This is a genomic window from Roseateles sp. (assembly GCF_965229315.1).
GTDB lineage: Bacteria > Pseudomonadota > Gammaproteobacteria > Burkholderiales > Burkholderiaceae_C > Pelomonas.
This window is the reverse complement of the sequence record NZ_CBDDJA010000002.1, coordinates 1,244,156-1,261,962: the sequence shown is the minus strand read 5'-3', so window position 1 is coordinate 1,261,962 and position 17,807 is coordinate 1,244,156. Positions and strand designations below refer to the sequence as shown.

Here is a 17,807-nt window from a genome sequence, read left to right as displayed (position 1 = left end):
ACGCCCGATGCAAGCCCAAGCCCTGCCGCCCGACACGCCGTTCGCCTGTGGTGCCCCGCGCTTTGCCGCGCCCGCGACCGACGCGCTGGCCGCCTGGCGACAGGCCCATGCCGCGCGGGGCCCCGCGTGCGCGGCCGACGTGGGCGGCGAGTTCGCCGTCGCGCTGGACCTGCCGGGCAACGCCACCTACCTCGCCGTCGACCGCTTCGCGGTGCACAGCGTCTGCTACGCGGTGCGCGACGGGCGCCTGCACTACGCCACGCGCGCTGACGTGCTGGCGCGCCGGCTCGGCATCACCGAGATCGACCCGCAGGCCGTCTTCGACTACCTCTTCCATCACTGCATCCCGTCGCCGCGGACGATCTACACCGGCATCCTGCGCCTGCCGCCGGCCCACTACGCGCTGTTCGAGAACGGCCGGCTGAGCGTCGCGCCCTACTGGACACCGCGCTTCGACGAGCAGCCCCGGCCGGACTTCGACGCGCTGCGCGACGAGTTCCGCAGCATCCTGCGCAGCGCCGTGCGTGATCGCCTGAGTGCTGACGGCAGGACCGCCTGCTTCCTCAGCGGCGGCACCGACAGCTCCACCGTCTGCGGCCTGCTCGGCGAGGCCACCGGCAAGGCGCCGGCGGGCTACTCCATCGGCTTCGAGGCCGAGGGCTATGACGAGATGGCCTACGCGCGCATCGCCGCCAAGGCCTATGGCGCCGAGCACCACGAGTACTACGTGACGCCCGCCGACCTCGTCGCCGCCATTCCCGACGTCGCGGCCCACTACGACCAGCCCTTCGGCAACTCCTCCGCCGTGCCGGCCTTCTACTGCGCGCGCAAGGCGCATGACGACGGCTACACCCGCCTGTTGGCCGGTGATGGCGGCGACGAGCTCTTCGGTGGCAACGTGCGCTACGCCAAGGAGCGCGTCTTCCACGTCTACAGCCAGATCCCGTCGCCGCTGCGCGCCGGCGTGGTCGACCCGCTGTTCGCCAACCCGGTCGCGGGCAACATCCCGCTGCTGAAGAAGGGCACGAGCTACATCCGCCAGGCTCGCGTGCCCATGCCGGATCGCATGCAGAGCTACAACCTGCTGGACCGCCTGGGCCTGGCCGATGTGTTGACGCCGCGCTTCCTGGCCGTCGTCGACACGGGCGCGCCGCGCGAGCACCAGCGCGCGACGTGGACCGCCGGCCCGCAGGGCGCCAGCCTGGTCAACCAGATGCTGGCCTTCGACTGGCGCTACACGCTGGCCGAGAACGACCTGCCCAAGGTCGTCGGCACGACCGGCCTGGCCGGCATCGACGTCAGCTTTCCGCTGCTGGACACCCGGTTGCTGGACTTCTCGCTGAAGCTGCCGACGAGCTACAAGCTCAGGGGTCTGAAGCTGCGCTGGTTCTTCAAGGAGGCGCTGCGCGGCCTGCTGCCGGACGAAATCCTGACGAAGAAGAAGCACGGCTTCGGCCTGCCCTTCGGTCCCTGGGCCGTCAAGGACGCGGCGCTGAACGCGCTCGCCACCGAATCGCTGCGCAGCGTGGCCGCGCGTGGCATCGTGCGCGCCGAGTTCGTCGACAGCCTGCTGAACCACCGCCTCAAGGAACACGCCGGCTATTACGGCGAGATGGTGTGGATCCTGATGATGCTGGAGCAGTGGCTGCGCAGGCACGCGCCGGACTGGGCCGTCCGCACCTGACCGCCGCGCACGCCAGCACCACACCATGACCAGCGTCCGCCGCGCTCTGGGTCTCAGTGTCATCGAGCGCTTTGCACTCATCGCACTGAACCTCATCTCGTACGTCATCATCGCCCGGCTGCTGACGCCGCACGAGATCGGTCTGTACTCTGTGGCCGCCGCGCTCATCGGCATCTTGCAGGTGCTGCGCGAATTCGGCATCGGCAACTATCTCATCCAAACAAAGGACTTGACCCAGGAGCGCCTGGACAGCGCCCTCGGCGTGTCGCTGGGCCTGGGGCTCATGGCCTTCATCGCATCCTGGGTTGCCAGCCCCTGGGCAGCGGATTTCTATGGCGACGCCGAGGTCAGCAACGTGCTGCGCGTCGCAGCGCTCAACTTCCTGCTGCTGCCGCTGTGCTCGATCGGACAGTCGCTGCTGCGACGCGCCTTGCGCTTTGACAGCTTGCTGCACAGCAGCGTCGCGGGCGGCGTCTTCGGCTTCATCGCGACGCTCGGCCTGGCCTTCCATGGCACGGGTCCGGCCAGCCTGGCATGGGGCAGCGTGGCCACGAACCTGGTGATCGCGGCCATCTGCTGGAACGGCCTGCCTGCGGATCAAAGGCCGCACCGGCCGCGATGGCGCCATTGGCGGGAACTCATGCATTTCGGCCGTTCAGGCACCGCAGCCGCTGTCGTGACCACTGTTGCCGTGGACATCAACGACCTCGTCATCGGCCGGCTGCTCGGCTTGGCGCCCGTCGCGCTGCTCAGCCGGGCCATGGGCTTGATGAACATGTGGCAGCGCGACCTGATGCAGGCCGCGCGAAACGTTGCCCTCCCGGCCTTCGCCAAGGCGCACCGGGAGGGGCACCCCCTGGAGCCACTGTTCCTGCACAGCTATGCGGCAGTCCTCGCCTGCAGCCTGCCCTACTACGGCTTTGTCGGTCTCTTCCCGCTGGAGAGTCTGCGTCTGCTTGCCGGCCCGCAATGGGATGCAGCCCTGCCCATGGTCGGCGTCTTCGCCGTTGCGGGCGCCTTTCTGTCCGTCAACACGCTGATCCCGACGTTGCTCATCGCCGCAGGCCGCGTGGAATTGGCGGCGGCAGCGGACATCATCTACGCCGGCATGCGGGTTCTGGTGGTGGTGGCCACGGCCTTGCTGTCACGCGACCTCATGTACGTCTCGATCGCCTTCCTGGCGGCCTACGCCGTGTCTCCGCTGGTGTTTCTGTACTACAAGCATCGCTGCGTGCCCATCGACCTGCGCGGGATGCGCGAGGTCACGCTGCGCAGCCTGGCCGTCACGGCGACCTGCTTGGTGCCGGCGCTTGCAGTCTCCCTGGCCTGGGGTTGGGGGCGACAGCAGCCGATGCCCTTGGCGTTGTTCCTGGGAACTGCAGCCGCAGTGCCCCCACTTTGGCTGCTGGCGCTGCGCTGGTGGGGCCATCCCGTGGCCAGCGACCCTGTCTATCTCCGCGCCGTGGCTGCGCTGCGGACCCTGCTCCGGCGCGTACGCCGCCGATCCTGAATCCCTGCATGAAGATGCTCGCATGACGCCAGAACCGCTGATCTCCATCGTCTGCTGCACGCACAACCGGCTGGACTTCGTGCGCACGCACCTCGAGGCCCTGAAGCCACAACTGCAGGCCGGCCTCGAACTGCTGTATGCGTTGGACCACTGCACCGACGGCACCCGGGCCTTTCTCCAAGAGGCAACCCAGCATCTGCCTGGCGTGCGCATAGCCGAGAACGATGGCGACCGTGGCTTGTTCAATTGCAGGAACTTCGGCCTGACCCAGTCTCGCGGCCAGTTCATTCACTTCCTGGACGACGACGATGGCGTCGAAGCGGACTTCTATGCCCGGGCGCTTGCCTCCCTTGCAGCGCTGCAAGGCCAGCATGTGGACCTCTACCTGACTGCACTGCACGTCTCTGAGCCTGACCACCCGCCGGTCGACAAGCCCGTGCTGTCACCGGCCTGCCTGCGTCGGGTGAGCCAGGTCGGCAACGAACAGCACCTCACGGGCGACCTCTTTCGCGCCGTCCTCGATGGGCAGATCTACTTCAACGGCGCCAACACCCTCTTCAGCCGCGCCTTGCTGCAACGGTACGGCTTCCGCGGCACGCTGAAGAAGAGCGCGGACTGGCTCTTCAGCCTGGAAGCTTCATTGGGCGGCGACCTGCACATCGTCTACAACCCGACGCTGGCCGCCAAGTACTTCGTGCACAGCGCATCCATGAGCTTGGCGCCGGACAAGGCCGGCTGGAACGCCAAGGTCTTCGACACGCTACTGAGCATTGCGCCAGCAGACAGCCCGCATCGCGATGCAATTCGCAAGGCCTGCGCCATGGCGAACTTCCACGCCGGCTACGCCTATCGGCGCACAGACATGCGGCAGGCGCTGGCGCTGTACGGACGTGCCTTCAGGCTCGGTCTGCGGGGCAAGTCGGCACTGGCCGGCGCCAAGCTGCTGATCGGCCACTGACCGCTGACGCAGGTTCCGGTTCACCCACGGCGGCAGGCTCATCCTGCCTGGCGTGGCCCAGGTCGCGGTGCGCGTCAACCGGCTCGGCGCGCGCCGGTTGCGGCCTGCGGCCCCGCGGGGTCAGTTGAACAAGTTGCGCACCAGCCTCAACCCGAACTTCAGCCCTGCACGATCCCAGGGTGTGAAGCGCGGAATCTGGAACACGTCGTCCGCGCGGCGCGCCGCCGCCCAGCGCGTCGACACGGCGGCGTCGAATCCGAGCTCGCGCACGAGGGCCGGATGCACGTCGGGCAGGTAGTCGGTGCCAGGCTTGCCGTTGGGATAGGCGAACAGACCCACGGTCGCGCCCAGCAGCGACTGCAGCATGTCCCGGCTGCGAGCGATCTCGTCGGCGGCGCGGTTCGCGTCCAGCGTGGCGAGGATGGGGTGACTGACGGTGTGCGCGCCGACCTGCATGCCGGCGCGGTGCAGCGCCTTGACCTGCTCGCTGGTCATCATCAGGTCGCCCGGCGGATTCACTTCGGCACGCGCCGCGATGGCGTCCACGCAGGCCAGCCGAGGCTCGGGTGGCAGGTACTTCACCCGCTCGATGAGCCGGCTCAGCGCCGCGCGGCGGTTGCCGGTGTCGCCAAGCGTGTGCAGGCCGAGGTCCTCACCTTCGCCATCGCTCAAGCCGCGCAGATCCAGCGTCGGCAGCGTGCTGAGACGCACCGCCTCGATCAGCGTGTCGTTCCACATGCGGCCGCCGTCGAGGAAGCCGGTGGCGACGAAGAAGCTGCACGGCAAGCCGTGCTTTTGCAGCAGCGGCAGCGCGACGTCATGGTTGTCGGCGTAGCCGTCATCGAAGCTCAGCGCCGCTGCACGCGCGGGCAGGTTGCCCTCGTGCAGCTGGCGGATCGCAGTGTCCAGCGGCAGCACGTTGAACCAGGATTTCGCCCAGCCCAGCAGCTCGTCGAAACGGGCCGCGTCGACTTCGTCTGGGAACAGCGGGTCCGGCTCGCGCAGCACGCGGTGGAAGATCAGCACGGTCAGGCGCGCGCGCGCACCGGCCGGCGACAGCAGGCTGAACAGGGGTTTCATGATGCCCGCCGCTTCATGGATTTGAGCCAATGCTGCAAGAAGTTGGGCAGCACGATCACGGGCTCCGGCCGCTCCGTCAGCCAAGCCTTTCTGCTCAGCCAGCGCCGGCCCACGACGGCCAGCACCATGAGGTTGTACGGCAAGTCCCAGTAGGCCAGGCTGAGGAACGCGCCACCCACCGCGTAGCCAACCAGGCTCACCTGCAGCATGCCACCGAGGTCGGAAATCCATTGGGTCTCTGGCTTGTTGGCCGCGCGGGTCCGAAGCTGTCCCGCCGACCCCCAGACGAACCCGAAGAGCGTCAGGAACAAGAACAGACCGATGAAGCCCTGCTCGCCGAGCACCATGAAGTAGATGCTGTGCGACGCATGCGGGTCCAGCGGGTCAGGGGCATAGATGGCGAAGATCGAGCCGGTCCAGATCATGAAGCCGCCGCCAAAGAAGTTCGCCTTGGCGAGATTCCAGGCCATCCACCATGCATTGATGCGCCCGAGGGCGGATGCATCTTCCTGGTAGGTCTTGATGGTGTTCATGCGCTCCCACCATTCGGCGGGCATCAGCGACAGCAGCGCCGCACCAACCACGAGCATGCCAATCGCCATGCCGAACTTGTTCTTGCCCCGCCACCACAGCACCAGGGCCATTGCCCCGATGGCAAGCAAAGCGCCGCGCGAATGGCTGCCCAGCGCTGCGGCGGCCATCAACATCATGCAGACAGTCATTGCCGTCTTCGCCCACCTGGCCTGCAACTGCATCTGCAGAAAGCGCATCAACGGAATGACCATCACGATGGCCAGCGCAATCTCGTTGTTGCCGTTGACGTAAGTGTCGTCGGGGCCCCACACCCGGTAGTTGCCACCTGTGGCGAGGGTGAACGCGCCGCCCTTGACGCCATAAAAACCGATGGAGATGACCAGGATCCAGGTCAACAGCATCATGTGGCGCTTGCTGTGCAGCAGCACGGCAGCCACGAGGATCATCAAGTCGATCTTCATGACGCGCTTCCACAGCTCGAAACTCTCGGCAAAGAGCATCGAGAAGGGCAGCGTGATGCACATCCAGACCATGAACAGGATGAGCGTCGTGTTCTCGCGATTGAGCGAGTAGTCGCGCTTGTCCTGCGTGATGAACAGCCCGATGAGCGTCGCGCCGCCGATCGCCGCCGCGAAAGGCATGGTGCGCAGCGACCAGGAGAGCTGGTGCGGATTCATGATGCTGAGCCAGGTCCAGCACATGATGCCGACCCAGGGACGGCGGAACGCCTGCAGGAAGCACCAGCCGATGATGACGAGCAGTGTGAGGTCACGCATGCTGTGTCCTGGCCTTGATGTCGTTGAACAAGGCCAGTTGCCCATCCGTCGTCGCTTGCCATCCGAAGCCCTCGGCATAGCGGCGGGTGGCTGAGCGATCAACGCCTGCGGCGAGCAGGGCCGTCACGGCGGCAGCAAAAGCGGGGCCGTCCCGGCTGGGCACCAGGCGGCCCGCAGCCGCCCCCTGGACGACCTCGGGCGTGCCCCAGATGTCAGTCGCGACGACGGGGGTGCCGCAGGCCATGGATTCCAGCAGGACGTTGGCCCAGCCTTCGCGGCTGGAGCACAGCAGCAGCACATCGGCGGCGCTGTACCACTTCAGCAGCTCGGTGTTGGGCAGCGCGCCCGTGAAGCGAACCTGGTCGGCCACGCCCAGGCGCGCCGCCAACGCCGTCAGCGCGGCGCGCTCTTCGCCCTCGCCGACGACGACGAGGCGGGCGCCCGGCCGCTGCGCGACGAGCAGGGCCAGCGCCTCGATGGCAATGTGATGACCCTTGCGCTCAATCAGATGACCCACCGACAGCAGCAACGGCTCGCCGCCAATGCCCAGCTCGGTGCGCACCGCTGCCTGCGGCAACGGCCGGAAGCGCTCCAGATCCACGCCATTGCGCAGGGTGTGCAGCTTGGCTGGGTCGTGACCCCAGTTGCGCAGCACGCCCATCAGCGCGGCGCAGACGCCGATGGAGCCGGCGGCGCGCGCGGCGGCCCACTCGATCATGCGTCTGGGCAGCCTGTGCTGCGGGATCAGGTTCAGGTCGGTGCCTCGGGCGGTGATGGTCAGCGGCCTGTCGAACCACTGGGCCAGCAATGCGGCAGCCACGCCATCGGGATAGTAGTAATGGGCGTCGATGAGGTCGAAGTCGAAGCCCTCGTCGAGAAGTCTCTGCACGGCCGATCGCGCGCCCAGCGCCATCGTCAACGGTGCGGAAGTCATGCCGACCTTGGGCAGCAGCAGGTAGCGCGGATGCTGCACGTCCAGGCCGTTGCGCTGCTCGCGAACCGGCGTCGCGGCGAACTTGGCGTACTCACCCCAGCGCGGCGCCGTCGACGGGAACCAGGGCACCGGCGCGACGACGCGGGACTCGACCTGGCCGCTCTTGAGCAGCTCGCGCAGCCGCGTCTCCACGAAGATGCCGTGCGTGGGCCGCACGCTGCTGGGGAACAGCGTCGAGAACGTCAGGATGCGCAACGTCACGCGGGCGCTCCGGCACGGGCCGCCAGGCCGACTGCCTTGCGGGCGTTGCCGGCCCAGGTCAGCTGCAGCCGGGCGATGGTGTCGTGGGCGCCCTGCCCCAGCCGCTGGCGCAGCGCGGGCTCGTGGGCCAGACGGGCCAGGGAGCGCTCCAGCCCCGTCACGTCGTCGGGTTCGAACAGCAGCGCATTGACGCCATCGTCCAGCACCTCGGCGATGTTGGGCTGGTTGGGCGCCACGATGGCCTTGCCCAGCGCGAGGTACTCGATGAGCTTGAGCGGCGACGCGTAGGCCACGACGGCGGGCTGCAGCGCGACATCGAAGGCGGCCACCAGGGCCGGCACGCGGTCGCGGTGGATGACCCCGGTGAAGCGCACCCGGTCGCCCAGTTGCAGCTCGGCAGCCAGTTGCTCCAGGTCGGGCCGCGCCGGGCCATCGCCAACGATGAGAAGACGGGCGTTGGCCGGCGCATCACCGCCGGCCATCCAGCGGATGACGCGATCCATGCCGTGCCAGTCGCGCACGAAACCGGTGAAGCCCAGCACCAGCGCATCCGGCCAGCCCAGGCCAGCCTTGGCGGCGGCAGCGTCCGGCGCGGCGGCGAAGTGCGCCTCGTTGATGCCGTTGGGCACGACAACGATGCGCTCGTCCGGCACGCCCACGGCGCGCACGTGGTCAGCCAGCACGTCGGTGACGGGCAGCACGAAGTCGGCACCGCGCCAGGCCTTGGCCTCCGCCCAGCGCGCCAGCCGCGGCAGGCCCAGGCCGCCGAACTTGCCGCGCTCCTCCGCCAGCGGCGCATTCACCTCCAGCAGCAACGGCAGCCCCGTGCGGCGCTTCAGCATCAGCCCCGCCAGCAGGAAGAGGTTGTAGCGCTCGTAGATGACGTCGGGCTTGAACTCGCGCGCCGCCGCCGCAAGGCGCCGGTAGGCCACGAGGGTGTAGGCCAGCTCCAGCAGTTCGTAGGCGGCCTTGGGCAGGCGTGCACGCAACCGCGCCACCCAGCCGACCTCGGCGCCCATCTGGCCGCTGGGCTCGTCGCTGCCACCGGGCGCGACGACACGCACCTCGTGGCCCTGCTCGCGCAGCGCCGTGATCATCTCTTCGATATGGACCGCCTGGCCGTCCTTGGACGCGGTGCGGTGGTGGTAGAGCACTCTCATGCAGCCGCGCTCACCCGAGCCTGGCCGAGGCCGGCGTTGCGCAGGAAGGCGTCGAACATCAGCAGCACCCACAACGGCTGCGAGTGGTCGAGCTGGCCGCGCTCGTGCTGGTCGAGCAGGCGTGCGATGACGCCGGCATTGAACCAGCCGGTCTGCGCCAGGGCGCCGTTCTGCAGCGCCTGGCGGGTCTGTTCGCGCAACGGGCCGCGCAGCCAGCGCGCCAGCGGCACCGAGAAGCCCATCTTGGGCCGGTACAGCACGTCGTGCGGCAGCATGGGCTCCAGTGCCTTCTTGAAGATGTACTTGCCCTCCTGGCCGCGCAGCTTCAGCGCGGACGGCAGTGTCGCCACCCATTCGACCAGCTTGTGGTCCATCAGCGGCTCGCGCACCTCCAGGCTGTGCGCCATGCTGGCGCGGTCCACCTTGGTGTTGATGTCGCCGGGCAGGTAGGTGTGGATGTCCAGGTACTGGATCAGCGCCAGCGGGTCGTCCGTGTTCGCACGCTGCGCGTGCTCGTGGAAGATCTCGCTGGCGTGCCAGCCCTGCAGGTCCCGCTTGAAACCCTCGCTGAAGAGCACCGTGCGCATCGGGTCGCGCACCAGACCCATGGTGTTGAAGTAGGCGTCGACCGAGTTGCGCGCGATGGCCTGGAAGGTGGTCTTGGCGCGGAACACGCGCGGCGCCCAGTCGGCCTTGGGGTACAGCCTGGCCAGCGGGCCGAACACACCGCGGCGCAGCGCCAAGGGGAAGGCGCTGCGCATGCGCTCTTCCATCATGTGCATCTTGTAGCGGCGGTAGCCGCCCAGGCTCTCGTCGCCGCCGTCCCCGGACAGCGCCACCGTCACATGCTTGCGCGCCAGTTCGCAGACGCGGTAGGTCGGGATGGCGGACGAGTCCGCATAGGGCTCGTCGTACAGGTGGGCCAGCAGGTCCACGAGGCCGAAATCGTCACTGCTGACCGTCTCGACGCGATGGTTGGTGCGGTAGCGGTCCGCCACCTGCTGCGCGAACTGCGTCTCGTTGAACTTGGGGTCGTCGAAGCCGATGGAGCAGGTGTTGACCGGCTGGTCATCCAGTTGCGCCATGGCGGCCACGACGGCGCTGGAATCCACGCCGCCGGACAGGAAGGCACCGAGCGGCACCTCGGCCTTCAAGCGCAGCTTGACCGCCTCCGAGAGGCGCCGCCGCAGTTCCTCGGCGGCCTCGTCCTCGCCGATCTTCGCGTCCAGCGTGAAGTTGACGTCCCAGTAGCGCTGCGGCGTGCCCAGCGCCTGGCCGCGCCTGACGAGCAGTCGATGCCCGGGCGCGAGCTTCTTGGCGTGCTTGTAGATGGTGGCCGGGTCGGGCACGTAGCCCAGCGCGAAATAGGCCTCGACGGCGCGCGGGTCGATCTCCTGGCGCAGGCCGCCGTGGGCCATCAGGCTTTTCAGCTCGGAGCCGAACAGCAGCCAGCCGTCCTCGGTCAGCGCGTAGTGCAGCGGCTTCACGCCCAGGCGGTCGCGGGCCATGAACAGGCAGTCGCGCTTTCGGTCGTGGATCATGAAGGCGAACATGCCGCGCAGGTGATGCACACAGTCCTCGCCCCAGTGCTCCCACGCGCGCACGATGGCCTCGGAGTCGCTCTTGGTGCGGAACACGTAGCCGTGGCCGCGCAACTCGTCCATCAGCTCCAGGTAGTTGTAGACCTCGCCGTTGAAGACCAGGGCCACCGACTTGTCGTCGTTGAAGATGGGCTGCTGGCCGGTCGCGATGTCGATGACCGACAGCCGCCGGTGGCCGAAGCCCACGCCGGGCTCGATGTGCAGGTCACCCTCGTCCGGCCCGCGGTGGTGCTGGGACTCGTTCATCCGGTGCAGGCGCTCGCGCTCGGGGAGGCGTTGGCCGCGGGTATCGAACAGACCGGTGATGCCGCACATGGGTTGGACCTGGTTCAACCAATCGATGGAGAAGCCGCGCCGATGCAGCGCGGGCAAAGGCGGATTCTTACCGAGCTTGGCGACGCCGCCCGGCGTTCTGCTGGCCGGGCGTGACGTGCCGCACGCCTATCCCCCTGTCCGGGGGAGGTGGCTGCCATACAGACGCCCGTAGGCCTGGACCATCCCCGCCAGACTGAACTGCTCGCGCGCCCGTGCCAGCGATGCGGCAGCCAGTCGTGTGCGCAAGTCCGTGTCATGCACCAGCAGCGCCAAGGCATTCGTGAGCGCCGAATCGTCCTGCGCGGGCACGAGCAGGCCATTGGCGCGGTCATCCACCAGTTCCGGATTGCCACCCACATCGGTCGCCACCGGCGCACAGCCGCAGGCCATGGCCTCCAGCAGCGTGTTGCTGATGCCCTCGGCCTGCGAGGGCAGCGCGAAGATGTCGAAGTGGGGCAGCAAGGCGGCCACATCGCTGCGGTCACCCGGCAGCCAGGCCTGCCCGTCGGCGCCGCCCTGCGCCAGCCGGGCCCGCGCGACGTCCAGCAGCGGGCCGCCGCCCAGCATCACCAGCCGCAGCCTCGGCCAGTCGGCCGGGCAGTGCTCGCGCAGGCGCAGGAAGGCGTCGACGAGGTTGAGCGGATCCTTCACCGCCTGCATGCGACCGACGGCGCCGATCACCAGATGCTCGCCCCGGCGATAGGGCCATGCGGCGGGCGCGCTGGCGGAAGGCGTGAACCGCTGCGTGTCCACGCCATTGCAGATGCGCGTCACGCGCTCGCCCGCGAAGCCGACGGGGCCGGTCAGGTAGGTCTCGATGGCCCGGGACAAGGCCACGAAACGATGCACGCCAGGGCCATAGAGCCGGCGCAGACGTTGGTTGGCACGGTTGATACCGCCGAGGTCGCTCACTTCCCAGCCATGCTCGCTGTGCACCCGCAGCGGCACGCGCGCGGCCCAGGCGGGCAGCTGGAATTCCATCGCACCGAGGTTGCGCGTGTGCACGACGGCCGGGCGCAGTTCGCGCAACAGCCGGTAGACGCGCGGGTAAAGCCAGAAGCCCTGCCCCGGCGGCTTGTGGAGCGCGATGAACTGCGTGCCCGGTGCCTGCACGCGCTCCTTGAACGCGGTGATCTCGGTGACCGCCACCACCGCATGCCGGAAGGCCGGCAGGTGGTTGATGAGGTTGACGACACCGTTCTCCAGCCCGCCGGTATCGAAGCGGTGCAACAGGTGAACGACCAGGGGACGGTTGTCCGCGGACGAGCCAGCAACGTCTGTCGGCATCAGGGATGGCAACGGTAGATCACACCCGCATGCTGCTTGACGCCAACGATCTCCCGCAAATAGCTGCAGTGGCTGTCGATGTAGTCGGCCAGCACCGGGATGTCCGTCGGCCTGGCCTGGCCCGGGGAGCGGGCCATGTCGTTCGACACATAGATGTAAGACGGCGGCGTCCGCTTGAAGTCTGCCATCAGCGATATCGCGTTGCGTTCAAAGTTCTTGATCGCGATCCGCCCTTTGAGCGTGGCCGGATCGGGCCGCGTGAAGAACCACGAATTGGGCGCTCCCGGCAAGGCGGTGGGATACATGACGTCGGACGCCGGCAACAACCCATTGGTCACAAACAGCTCAGGCCATATGCCGGCCACGTAAGCGTAGCGGGTCTGTGCGGCGGGCAGTTTCTCGAAGCGGTAGAACGCCCGGCCCGTCTCCGCCCGTCCGGCGGGGCCGAACCAGACCGTGAGCACGACGGCCAAGCCGCAGATCGCCCAGCCCATGCCGAGCGCATCGGCCGCGGGCGTGGTGCCGTGCTCGGTGAGGTAGCGGCCTGCGACCACTCCCGCGAGCACGGCCGACTCCACGAAAAAGGGGGCCAAATGTTGAGCCATCAGCATCGGCGTCAACAGCCCGATCAGCAACAGGCCCAGCACCAGGAACAGCAGCCCCGCAGGGGCCAGGCTGCACATCCAGCGCCAGCGCAGCGCAAGCCCTGCGGCGAGCAGCGCCAGCAATGAGCCGAACACGGGATAACTTGTCAGCGCGACGGCCAAGCCACCGAAGCGCCAGGACCACCGCTGGATGAACGTGGCCGGGTCAGGGCTGGCGTACATCGTGACGTGCAACACCAGGCTGGCCAGATGATCCTCGAGCCGGCCGGCTTGCCAGAAATAGGCCAGGCTGAACACAAAAGGCAGGCAGACACCTGCCAGCATCCACACGCTCAGCTTGACGCGTTGCGCTGCCGCCGTTGCCCAAAGCCCGATCACCAACACGACCAGCGGAATGACGAACACCTGCTTGGCCAACAAGGACAGCCCGAACAGCACGCCAGCCAACAGCGGCCTGTCGCGCCCTGATGCCCCGATCAGGGTCGGCAGCACGACAAGCCCAAGCAGCATCAGCAACATGCCGAGTTGTTCGGTCTTCAATGCCATCAACACCGGCGACGATGCCCAATGCAAGCCAAGCAAAGAAAGGAAGATGAAGGCCGCCCAGCGACCGCCTGCGCGCCACGCAAGAGCGCTGCCGGCCGCCAGGATCGCTGCGCTGAAGCCGAACGCGGCGTACTTCAGCCGCGCCATGTCATAAAGCTGCTCCGGATTCAGCAGCAGGGCATACAACACATAGATCAGCGGGCCCTTGTTGTCATGACACCCTGCCCATGGCATGCCGCCCTCCACCTGCTCGCGTGCCGTGCAGGTCAAGAAGAACAGTTCGTCCCACTGGAGCGGGAGATCAAGGCGGTCACCGAGTTCGTTGCGAACAGCCAGCGCCAACGCCAGCAGCGTCATCAACGCGATGGCGGCGCAGATGCCCAGGCGGCGCCAGTTCACGTCTTCTGACCGAAGCGCGAACACGGCAGTCACAAGGTGGACTCGATGAAGAACCTGGGCCTGGCCTTGGATTCGAGATAGATCTTGCCGATGTACTCACCGAGGATGCCGATCGCGAGCAGCTGGATACCGCCCAGAAAGTAGATCGGCACCACCGATGAAGCCCAGCCGGGAATGACAGCCTTCACAACCAGGGTCCCATAGAGGACGAAGATGATCATGAAGAAACTGAACATCGACACCAGGAACCCCAGCAGCGTGATGATTCTCAAAGGCACCACGCTCAACGACGTGACGCCTTCCAAAGCGAAGGCGAGCATCTTGCGCAGGGGATATTTTGAAACGCCGGCAAATCGCTCGGCCCTGTCGTATTTCACCGTGGCCGCGCGATAGCCGATCATCGGGATGATGCCGCGCAGAAAAATATTGACTTCGCCATACTGCCGCAGGGCCTCGACGGCCCTGCGACTCAGCAAGCGAAAGTCCGCATGGTTGTGCACCAGTTCCACGCCAAAGCGCCGCATCAACTGGTAGTACAACAACGCTGTCCGACGCTTGAAAGCCGTGTCGGTCGCTCTCGAATCACGGACGCCATAGACGACCTCGGCACCGGCGACATGCTCTTTCACCATGGCCTCGATCACGCTGATGTCGTCCTGCAGATCCGCATCGATGCTGACGACGGCATCCCCCTCGACCGTCAACAGACCCGCCAGCAACGCGGCCTGATGGCCTTGATTGCGTGACAGCTTGATACCCCGCAGGCGCGGATCCTGGCCATTGAGCGTGGTGATGGTGGTCCAGGTGGCATCGCGACTGCCGTCGTCGACGAAATACACCGCGCTGTCGCCCGTGATCAACCCGCTGGCGTAGATGCGATCCAGCAGCAGCCGCAAACGACGGGCCGTCTCGGGAAGCACTGCCTCTTCGTTGTAGCAAGGCACCACAATGCTCAGTCGAATACCCATCTGTACTTTCCTGTCAAATAGAGCGCTGAATTTCTGATCGACGGAACACTATCAGCTTTTGTATGACATAAGACATCAGCGTGACTGGCACCAATGCCAAGGCACCCGCTTCATAGGGGGTAAGCCCTGCAGAAATAATGAGCGCAATCAATCCGATGTTGACAAGATAGATGGCGCACCATGCCAGCACGAATCGCCACAGGCGTTGCCAGGCGAGATGCCTGAACACCCAGCGGCCCTGCATCCAGAAACTGAACAACAGGCTGATGACGAAGGCGAGAAGGTTCGCGGACGCGAAATGAAGTCCGCACCATAGAAACAAGGCATACAGCGAATAGCTGAACGCCGTGTTGACACAACCCACCAGGATGAACCGCAGCAACTCCAGGCGGAAAATGCCTTTCATCACCGTCATCGCAACGGCGTCATGTCGTCAAAGACCATTTGCATCTCGTTGTAGACAAACCAGTTGCCTCCCGTCTCTTGAGGCCAGGGGAAGAAGCGCCGGCGGCTGAGCTGGAAGCCTTCGAGTTGCTGCCAGCCATGGCTCTGGGCGTAGTTCCAGTCGATGAAGCACCGGTGTGTGGCATCCGATGCATAGCCCTTGGCTCCAGGCACGATCACGATGACACGCTGCAGGCCCAGACGGCGGCAGGCGCGCAGCAGACGACCAAACATGGCGGTCGGATCCGGCAAATGCTCGAGCACGTGCGAGATCACCAGCGTACGGTAGCGTCCGGGCTCCAGGCTTTGCAGATCAAAAGCGGCCTCGTCGGCGGTGGACGCCCGGGCGTCCAGGCCACGACCGGTCAGGTTCCGGATGAGGAAGGGATTGAGTTCCAGGCCGGTGGAACCGGGCGGTAGTCGCTCCAGCAGCTGTCCGGCGCCACAACCAAAATCGATCGTCGGCCCTTGCACATGTTCAAGGACGCTGCGCAAGTAGAAGCCCTTGATGAAGCGCCGCAGCGGGTGGCGGCTGCGGCGCAACTGTTCTTCTGCGTAGACTTCGCCGAAGCCCTCGGAGGGCGCGGGTGCGACGTTATTCATCACAGATAAAACCGATAGAAGAGGCGTCGGCCCCAGTTGTTGAGCACCGGCGTGACCCAGCCGATGCCACGATCCAGGGGATGGAGGCGAGAACCGGTGCGGTCAAGATGCTGCCGCATGCACTGACGAAAATCGTCTGCCTGCTGCTGCCCCAGCCGCACACTCCACTGCTCGCGCGAGACACGGAAGGCCGAGAGTATTTGATCGCAGTAATAGGCATCGCCGTGATCGAGCAGACGCAACCAGTAGTCCATGTCGATGACGTAGGGATGGCGCGCGTCGAATGGCCCAATGCGCCGAGCCAGCTCGCGACGGAACATCACGCTGCCTGGCTCGCCAAGCACATTGGTGCCGCGACGAGCGCATTGCGCGCGCACCGCCTGCGCCGTCAGCCGTTGGCTGCCCGCGCTCCCGTAATGCCTGGAGGTCAGCACACGCCCATCCGGGCCGATCACGTCCCGGGCACCGAACACGAGGGCCAGTTCATGGCGAGCGTCGGCCTCAAGAATGGCAACCTGCTGTTCAAGGCAGGCTGGCATCAGCAGGTCATCGTGCGGCAGGAGTTTGAAGTAGCGGCCCCGCGCAAGTTGCAGGCAACGGTTCCAGTTTCCCTGGGGGCCCAGGTTGGCAGGATTGCGTTCGTAGACCAGCCGTGCATCGTCGAATCCCGCAACGATATCCGCCGTGTCATCGGGCGAGTTGTCGTCCACGACGACGAGTTCGAAATCCGTCAGGGTCTGCGACAGCACCGAGTCGATGGCCGCGGCCAGATAGGCGCCGCCCTTGTAGGTCGGAATGCAGATCGAGACCAGCGGCTGCGCCGACACGGCCGACTCGCGACTTACAACCGCCACACGCTGTAGCCCGCGCCCGCCAGCGCCTTGGCATCGAACGCTGCCTTCACGTCGATGAACGCACCGCCCTTGACGAGCTTCCTGCCGATGTCCTCCATCGACAGGCTGGCGTACTCGCGGTGCGAGACGGCGGCCACGATGGCGTCGGCTTGCGGCAGGTCGTCCCACGTCATCAGGCGCACGCCGTACTCGTGCATGGCTTCTTCAACCTCGGCCTGCGCGTCGGTCACGAAGATCTCGACGCCATAGGTCTTGAGCTCGTTGATGATGTCGATGACCTTGGAGTTGCGCAGGTCGCCGCAGTTCTCCTTGAAGGTCAGCCCCAGCACGTTGACTCGCGCGCCCTTGATCGGGCTGCCGCTGGCGATCATCTGCTTGATGGTCTGCTCGGCGATGAACTTGCCCATGCCGTCGTTGATGCGCCGCCCCGCCAGGATGACCTGCGGGTGGTAGCCCAGCATGTCGGCCTTGTGGGTCAGGTAGTAGGGGTCCACGCCGATGCAATGGCCGCCCACCAGGCCCGGCTTGAACTTCAGGAAGTTCCATTTCGTGCCGGCGGCTTCCAGCACCTCGGAGGTGTCGATGCCCAGTTTGTCGAAGATGATGGACAACTCGTTCATCAGCGCGATGTTGAGGTCGCGCTGCGTGTTCTCGATGACCTTGGCCGCCTCGGCGGTCTTGATGCTGGACGCGCGGTGAACGCCGGGCAGGATGATCTTCTCGTAGACCTGGGCGACCTTCTCCAGCGTCTCGGGAGTGTCCCCGGAGACGATCTTCAGGATCTTGGTCAGCGTGTGTTCCTTGTCGCCCGGGTTGATGCGCTCGGGGCTGTAGCCGACGAAGAAGTCCTGCTTCCACTTCATGCCGGACTCGCGCTCCAGCACCGGGATGCAGACCTCCTCGGTCGCGCCGGGGTAGACCGTGCTCTCGTAGACGACGATGGCGCCCTTCTTCATGTGGCGGCCCACGCTCGTGGAGGAGCCGATCAGCGGGCGGAAGTCGGGGATGTGGGCCTCGTCCACCGGCGTGGGCACGGCGACGATGATGACATCAGCTTCAGACAGCAGGGTCGGATCGTCGGTGTAGACGGCGTGCTTGGCGGCCCTGACCTCTTCGTCGGTCAGCTCGCGGCTGGGGTCGGTGCCGTTGCGGCACGCTTCAACCTTGTGGGTGGCGATGTCGAAACCGATGGTGCGGACCTGTTTGCCGAATTCCACCACCAGGGGCAGGCCCACGTAGCCGAGGCCGATGACTGCGAGCGTGTTCATGAATCGTTTCTCTTGGATGT

15 protein-coding genes are annotated in these 17,807 nt (G+C 66.4%); 3 read left to right on the top strand and 12 right to left on the bottom strand.

Translation table 11 applies throughout. The annotated features are described in order from the left end of the window. Positions 1–7: 7 nt before the first annotated feature. Genes ACO07H_RS10610 through ACO07H_RS10600 form a run of 3 tightly spaced genes read left to right on the top strand, consistent with a single transcriptional unit; the run spans position 8 to position 4,152 of the window. Positions 8–1,684, top strand: a complete 1,677-nt coding sequence (locus ACO07H_RS10610; RefSeq protein ID WP_422013844.1) for an asparagine synthetase B family protein — start codon at positions 8–10, stop codon at positions 1,682–1,684. Positions 1,685–1,709: 25 nt separating this feature from the next. Further along, complete coding sequence (locus ACO07H_RS10605) at positions 1,710–3,194, top strand: oligosaccharide flippase family protein (protein ID WP_422013842.1); 1,485 nt, start codon at positions 1,710–1,712, stop codon at positions 3,192–3,194. Between the two features lie 22 nt (positions 3,195–3,216). Continuing rightward, the gene (locus ACO07H_RS10600; RefSeq protein WP_422013840.1) at positions 3,217–4,152 is read left to right on the top strand and encodes a glycosyltransferase family 2 protein; all 936 of its coding nucleotides are present in this window, start codon (positions 3,217–3,219) and stop codon (positions 4,150–4,152) included. A gap of 120 nt (positions 4,153–4,272) precedes the next feature. Here the strand turns inward: ACO07H_RS10600 and ACO07H_RS10595 are convergent, their stop codons facing one another. The 12 genes from ACO07H_RS10595 to ACO07H_RS10540 form a co-directional block, all read right to left on the bottom strand. Continuing rightward, complete coding sequence (locus ACO07H_RS10595) at positions 4,273–5,232, bottom strand: polysaccharide deacetylase family protein (RefSeq protein WP_422013838.1); 960 nt, start codon at positions 5,230–5,232, stop codon at positions 4,273–4,275. After that, on the bottom strand, positions 5,229–6,542 hold the full coding sequence (locus ACO07H_RS10590) for a putative O-glycosylation ligase, exosortase A system-associated (RefSeq protein WP_422013836.1): 1,314 nt from the start codon (positions 6,540–6,542) through the stop codon (positions 5,229–5,231). Before ACO07H_RS10590 ends, ACO07H_RS10595 begins: the two co-directional genes overlap by 4 nt. Then, on the bottom strand, positions 6,535–7,731 hold the full coding sequence (locus tag ACO07H_RS10585) for a glycosyltransferase family 4 protein (RefSeq protein WP_422018629.1): 1,197 nt from the start codon (positions 7,729–7,731) through the stop codon (positions 6,535–6,537). Before ACO07H_RS10585 ends, ACO07H_RS10590 begins: the two co-directional genes overlap by 8 nt. A 2-nt stretch (positions 7,732–7,733) precedes the next feature. Continuing rightward, positions 7,734–8,897 carry a glycosyltransferase family 4 protein gene (locus ACO07H_RS10580; protein WP_422013834.1) on the bottom strand — a complete coding sequence of 388 codons (1,164 nt, stop codon included), beginning with the start codon at positions 8,895–8,897 and terminating at the stop codon, positions 7,734–7,736. Then, positions 8,894–10,813: an XrtA/PEP-CTERM system amidotransferase gene (locus tag ACO07H_RS10575; protein ID WP_422018628.1), complete on the bottom strand. Its 1,920-nt coding sequence runs from the start codon at positions 10,811–10,813 to the stop codon at positions 8,894–8,896. Before ACO07H_RS10575 ends, ACO07H_RS10580 begins: the two co-directional genes overlap by 4 nt. A gap of 126 nt (positions 10,814–10,939) precedes the next feature. Further along, complete coding sequence (locus ACO07H_RS10570; protein WP_422013832.1) at positions 10,940–12,100, bottom strand: TIGR03088 family PEP-CTERM/XrtA system glycosyltransferase; 1,161 nt, start codon at positions 12,098–12,100, stop codon at positions 10,940–10,942. Continuing rightward, positions 12,100–13,650 carry a hypothetical protein gene (locus tag ACO07H_RS10565; RefSeq protein WP_422013830.1) on the bottom strand — a complete coding sequence of 517 codons (1,551 nt, stop codon included), beginning with the start codon at positions 13,648–13,650 and terminating at the stop codon, positions 12,100–12,102. Before ACO07H_RS10565 ends, ACO07H_RS10570 begins: the two co-directional genes overlap by 1 nt. A gap of 29 nt (positions 13,651–13,679) precedes the next feature. After that, positions 13,680–14,618: a glycosyltransferase family 2 protein gene (locus tag ACO07H_RS10560; protein WP_422013828.1), complete on the bottom strand. Its 939-nt coding sequence runs from the start codon at positions 14,616–14,618 to the stop codon at positions 13,680–13,682. 13 nt (positions 14,619–14,631) lie between these two features. After that, complete coding sequence (locus ACO07H_RS10555) at positions 14,632–15,033, bottom strand: GtrA family protein (protein WP_422013826.1); 402 nt, start codon at positions 15,031–15,033, stop codon at positions 14,632–14,634. Continuing rightward, positions 15,030–15,665 (bottom strand): class I SAM-dependent methyltransferase, encoded by a 636-nt coding sequence (locus ACO07H_RS10550; RefSeq protein ID WP_422013824.1) that lies wholly within the window; start codon positions 15,663–15,665, stop codon positions 15,030–15,032. The genes ACO07H_RS10555 and ACO07H_RS10550 overlap by 4 nt, the downstream gene beginning before the upstream one ends. Further along, positions 15,665–16,492 (bottom strand): glycosyltransferase family 2 protein, encoded by an 828-nt coding sequence (locus tag ACO07H_RS10545; RefSeq protein WP_422013822.1) that lies wholly within the window; start codon positions 16,490–16,492, stop codon positions 15,665–15,667. Before ACO07H_RS10545 ends, ACO07H_RS10550 begins: the two co-directional genes overlap by 1 nt. A 14-nt stretch (positions 16,493–16,506) precedes the next feature. Next, positions 16,507–17,787, bottom strand: a complete 1,281-nt coding sequence (locus tag ACO07H_RS10540) for a nucleotide sugar dehydrogenase (protein ID WP_422013820.1) — start codon at positions 17,785–17,787, stop codon at positions 16,507–16,509. Between the last annotated feature and the right edge of the window lie 20 nt (positions 17,788–17,807).

Coding starts and splice junctions, on each gene's coding strand:
- ACO07H_RS10555 (WP_422013826.1), bottom strand. CDS start 15,033: ATGACGGTGATGAAAGGCATTTTCCGCCTGGAGTTGCTGCGGTTCATC.
- ACO07H_RS10605 (WP_422013842.1), top strand. CDS start 1,710: ATGACCAGCGTCCGCCGCGCTCTGGGTCTCAGTGTCATCGAGCGCTTT.
- ACO07H_RS10600 (WP_422013840.1), top strand. CDS start 3,217: ATGACGCCAGAACCGCTGATCTCCATCGTCTGCTGCACGCACAACCGG.
- ACO07H_RS10560 (WP_422013828.1), bottom strand. CDS start 14,618: ATGGGTATTCGACTGAGCATTGTGGTGCCTTGCTACAACGAAGAGGCA.
- ACO07H_RS10550 (WP_422013824.1), bottom strand. CDS start 15,665: ATGAATAACGTCGCACCCGCGCCCTCCGAGGGCTTCGGCGAAGTCTAC.
- ACO07H_RS10575 (WP_422018628.1), bottom strand. CDS start 10,813: ATGTGCGGCATCACCGGTCTGTTCGATACCCGCGGCCAACGCCTCCCC.
- ACO07H_RS10595 (WP_422013838.1), bottom strand. CDS start 5,232: ATGAAACCCCTGTTCAGCCTGCTGTCGCCGGCCGGTGCGCGCGCGCGC.
- ACO07H_RS10570 (WP_422013832.1), bottom strand. CDS start 12,100: ATGCCGACAGACGTTGCTGGCTCGTCCGCGGACAACCGTCCCCTGGTC.
- ACO07H_RS10580 (WP_422013834.1), bottom strand. CDS start 8,897: ATGAGAGTGCTCTACCACCACCGCACCGCGTCCAAGGACGGCCAGGCG.
- ACO07H_RS10590 (WP_422013836.1), bottom strand. CDS start 6,542: ATGCGTGACCTCACACTGCTCGTCATCATCGGCTGGTGCTTCCTGCAG.
- ACO07H_RS10540 (WP_422013820.1), bottom strand. CDS start 17,787: ATGAACACGCTCGCAGTCATCGGCCTCGGCTACGTGGGCCTGCCCCTG.
- ACO07H_RS10610 (WP_422013844.1), top strand. CDS start 8: ATGCAAGCCCAAGCCCTGCCGCCCGACACGCCGTTCGCCTGTGGTGCC.